The following is a 1,166-nucleotide window of genomic DNA, read 5'->3' on the forward strand; positions in this document are numbered from 1 at the left end:
AACGGAGAGCCGCTGGGGGCGCGGCTCGGCGCCTCAATAGTGGGCCGGATGCAAGGGTTGCAACGGCTACAGGGCGAACAACAGCAGCGTGAACAGCAATTTGCTGCGCTAAGCGCACAGCGTGCCGCTTGGCAACCAGGGCCGGTCGCCGCCCGCCTCGGCGACCCAGTCAAACACAAAAGCTTCTTTGCCGCCCTGGTCGGTGCCCTGGTTGGCGCCGCGCTGACCATCGCCACCGGCGTAGCAGTGATCGCCGCCGTTACCCTCACCTTTCCCGCCAGCCTGCTGATCGGCGGCCTGGCGATCTATGCCGCGTTTAAAGTCGCCCCGCTGATCGACAAACTGAAAGATCAGGTCACCGGCCTGGTCGACAGCCTGTTCACCACCCCCGACGGCGTGATCATCACCGGCTCACCGAATGTGTTCATCAACCATCGGGCAGCAGCACGCGCCGGTGCCACCCTGCCCACCACCCCAGTGACGGTCAGCGAACCGCCAACCAGCGAGTGGCAGGCAATGAAGCAGGCCGCCGACCAAGGCCAGTATCTGGCCGCCACCCAGCACCTGTTTGGTGCGGCGGCTGAAGGGGTTGGTGCGGCAGTCGATGGCGTTGAACAAGCGGTCCTCTGGGCCAATGACGTGGAGCGGCGCAATATCGACACCCTGCTCGGGCGCAACGGCGCCAGCGTGGGCGATCGCCTCAGCGCCGCCAGCGACTGGCTGATCGGCGGCCCGGTGGTGGCCGAACTGATCACCCTGGCCGGGGGGCATGGCGGCACCGCCAAACAGGTCAACTTCCCCGAAGCGCCGGGCGACACGGTGAAATGCAAAGAGGCAAAACCGCCACGCATCGCCCAAGGCAGCGGCAGCGTCTTTATCAACGGCCAACCGGCGGCACGCAAAGACGACAAACTCACCTGCTCCGCCAGCATCAAAAGCGGCTCAAACAACGTCTTCATCGGCGGCGGACAACTGACCTACCTCGACATCGACGCCGAATTCCCGCCCTGGATGCGCAAAATCCTCGGCGTGATCAACATCGCCAGCTACGTACTACCGCCCTCCGGCCTCGGGCAGAAACTGGCCGGGCGCTTAACCGGCGCCCTGGGCAAACTCGCCAGCCGCGCCCCGAAAGTGCTGCGCGGCGCCATGACCGGCGCGCAACG

General features: G+C 65.7%; 1 protein-coding gene. It reads left to right on the forward strand.

What is annotated here, in order from left to right; genetic code table 11:
• Window positions 1-48: 48 nt before the first annotated feature.
• A partial coding sequence (locus tag EOJ37_RS14980; RefSeq protein WP_206194079.1) for a PAAR domain-containing protein occupies window positions 49-1,166 on the forward strand: 1,118 nt, incomplete at its 3' end.

The organism is Serratia microhaemolytica (genome assembly GCF_004011885.1).
Classification (GTDB): Bacteria; Pseudomonadota; Gammaproteobacteria; order Enterobacterales; family Enterobacteriaceae; genus Serratia_G; species Serratia_G microhaemolytica.